The 3,178-nt window shown below is 39.3% G+C and carries 2 protein-coding genes; one reads left to right on the forward strand and one right to left on the reverse strand.

Features of this window, described 5'->3' with window-relative positions:
- Positions 1-438: 438 nt before the first annotated feature.
- Positions 439-1,830, forward strand: coding sequence for an L-cystine transporter (locus AB204_RS16365; RefSeq protein WP_047964442.1), 1,392 nt, complete (start codon positions 439-441; stop codon positions 1,828-1,830).
- 246 nt (positions 1,831-2,076) lie between these two features.
- On the opposite strand, the gene htpX is transcribed toward AB204_RS16365, so the two are convergent.
- Positions 2,077-2,964, reverse strand: a complete 888-nt coding sequence (htpX, locus tag AB204_RS16370; RefSeq protein ID WP_047964443.1) for a protease HtpX — start codon at positions 2,962-2,964, stop codon at positions 2,077-2,079.
- Positions 2,965-3,178: the final 214 nt, after the last annotated feature.

Raw genomic sequence — 3,178 nt, forward strand, 5'->3', positions numbered from 1 at the left:
CCCCCCATTTTAAAAAATTGTGTTGTCTAAAACATAAAAATGTCTGTTATATCCATGCTTATTCTTTTTTTGAGCAGCACTTATAACTCAATAAAATATCTCTTTCACCTGTCAAAATCGAAGAAAATAAAACATCAATAGATTAGGACATATAACCAATTAAGCTAATTAGTGAAAAATAATTATATTAAATTCCATTTAATTATAAGAAACACTGTTCTTATGCTGATACCATTCTCTTATACACGTCATGATATGTACCCGACAAATTTCAAGCCGCAAAAGCGACTGTTGAAAAAATAAAAAGATTATCTATTACAACATAACACGGTTACATATCATACAAAAAAATCATATAAATATCGTTATACCCAATAGATTCCAAGTTGCAACACAGCAACTAGGAAATAAAGGGCATAAAAGTTTTGGAGACTAGGGATGAATTTACCGATCATCATAAACATGCTCGTTTTTGTAGCACTACTTATTTTATTAGCAAAAGCGGGTTCAAATAACTGGAGCTTGTCCAAAAAGGTTCTTGTGGCTTTAGCCGTAGGTGTCTTTTTTGGGCTGGCATTGAACATCATTTATGGCACAAACAATCCTACAGTGAAGGAATCAATTAAATGGTTCAATATTGTTGGTAATGGTTATGTGCAGTTATTACAAATGGTTATCATGCCATTGGTTTTCGCTTCTATCCTGAGCGCTGTTGCACGTTTGCACAAAGCATCTTCTTTAGGAAAAATCAGTTTCCTGACTATTGGTACGTTGTTGTTCACTACCGCAATTTCCGCTTTAATCGGTATCGTAATTGCCAATTTATTTGGACTGAGTGCTACCGGTCTAATTCAAGGTACTCAAGAAACAGCTCGTTTATCAGCCATTGAAACCAACTATATCGATAAAGTTGCTGATATGAGTGTACCTCAGATTATTCTCTCTTTTATTCCTAAAAATCCCTTTGCTGATCTAACTGGAGCAAATCCTACTTCTATTATCAGTGTTGTGATTTTTGCAACATTTTTAGGCATCGCTGCATTACAAATGCTCAAAGATGATCGTGAGCGCGGTGAACGAGCTCTCGTTGCCATTGATACAATGCAGTCATGGGCAATGAAACTGGTTAGATTAGTTATGCGCCTAACTCCATACGGTGTGATGGCTTTGATGACTAAAGTTGTAGCCAGCTCCAATATTCAAGATATTACACAATTAGGTAATTTTGTCGTTGCTTCCTATATTGCCCTTGGTTTGATGTTTGTCGTTCATGGCGGACTTCTTGCACTTATTGGTATTAATCCTCTGAAGTTCTTTAAAAAAGCAGGGCCTGTACTGACATTTGCATTTACCAGCCGTTCAAGTGCGGCGAGTATTCCTATGAATGTTGAAACACAAACTCGTCGCCTCGGTGTGCCTGAGTCTATTGCCAGTTTTTCCGCATCTTTTGGTGCCACCATCGGTCAAAATGGTTGTGCGGGTATTTACCCAGCCATGCTTGCTGTCATGGTTGCTCCAACCGTAGGGATTGATCCGTTTGATCCTTTGTGGATTGCCACTCTTATTGGAATTGTGACTATCAGCTCTGCTGGTGTTGCTGGCGTTGGTGGTGGGGCAACATTTGCAGCGCTAATTGTTTTACCTGCCATGGGCTTGCCTGTTACCTTGGTAGCACTGTTGATTTCTGTTGAACCACTCATTGATATGGGCCGTACAGCGTTAAATGTTAATGGTGCAATGGCCGCAGGTACAATCACCAGCCAATTAATGGGACAGACTGATAAAAAAATATTTGAACAAAATGAAAACGTGGTATTAAGCAAATCTTAAATCGCTTAAATAACACTTGGCCTCCTTTGAACCTCACAGTCAAAGGAGGCTTTTTTATAAGATTCCTGCCCTACTTCCTTTCTCTCAGCTACATTCATAATGAAAATCCCCTCTCCCTGAGAATCAAATAAATTTTGCAATATGTTCAAAAACGCGATCAAAAAAGCCGGGTGTCATAGTGACCCCGGCTTTTTATCAGAAATAATTTAAGTGCTTATTCAAGCTTCTTACAAGAAGCCTATGGCATTATTTTATATACTCGCCACTACGCAAAGCTTCAATACGCTTATCCAAAGGGGGATGCGATAAGAACAGTTCACTGAAACTCTTAGATTTGCCATTAATACAGAATGCCATCATGCGACCTTCTTCTTGAGGTTCGTAGCTGGTCTTAAGACGTTGCAACGCAGCAATCATCTTTTCACGACCAACCAATTTTGCTGATCCTGCATCCGCATGGAATTCACGGTAACGGGAGAACCACATGGTAATAATACTTGCCAAAATACCAAATACGATCTCCAACACCATGGAAATAACCATATAAACAATTGGGTTACCATTACTGCTACTTTCACTTTCATCATCATCACTACTTGAAAGGAAACTTGCAGCAGCTTGTGCAATGATGCGTGAGATGAAAATAACAAATGTATTTACAATACCCTGTAGCAGCGTCATCGTTATCATATCACCATTTGCGATATGACTAATTTCATGTGCAATGACAGCTTCTGCTTCCTCACGGCTCATATTGTTCAGCAGCCCGGTACTAACGGCAACCAGAGAAGCATTACGGCGTGCTCCTGTCGCAAATGCGTTAATATCAAGAGCATCATAGATAGCGACCTGTGGCATGGTAATTCCAACCTGATCCGATTGACGACGTATAGTTTCCATCAACCAGGCTTCAGTTTCGTTGGAAGGTTTTTCAATAACTTGACCACCAACAGAACGCAGAGCCATCCATTTCGACATTAATAAAGAAATAAAAGCACCACCAAAACCAAACAAACCAGCCATAATCATGAGGCCAGTAACACTACTCCGCTGAACTCCTGTAAGTGAAAGTATTATTCCAAACACTACCATGACAGCAAGGTTAGTGAGAAGAAACAAGGCTATTCTCATCATATAAATGTGCTTCCTTTAATTATCGAACAATTCAACTAAAAGTTAGGCCATAAGATGGGGGCTGAGTCCATATTATTCAAGTTTTTTAAGATGTTAAGCTGTAGAATCAACATAACTTTACAATATGATAATAAGTATCCCCCGGCATAGCCCTGTCTCTTGATCACATCTCTAGCTCAAGAGACTGTGCAAGCAGGTACCCCTCAAGGAGGGT

Source organism: Xenorhabdus khoisanae, from assembly GCF_001037465.1.
Taxonomy (GTDB): Bacteria; Pseudomonadota; Gammaproteobacteria; order Enterobacterales; family Enterobacteriaceae; genus Xenorhabdus; species Xenorhabdus khoisanae.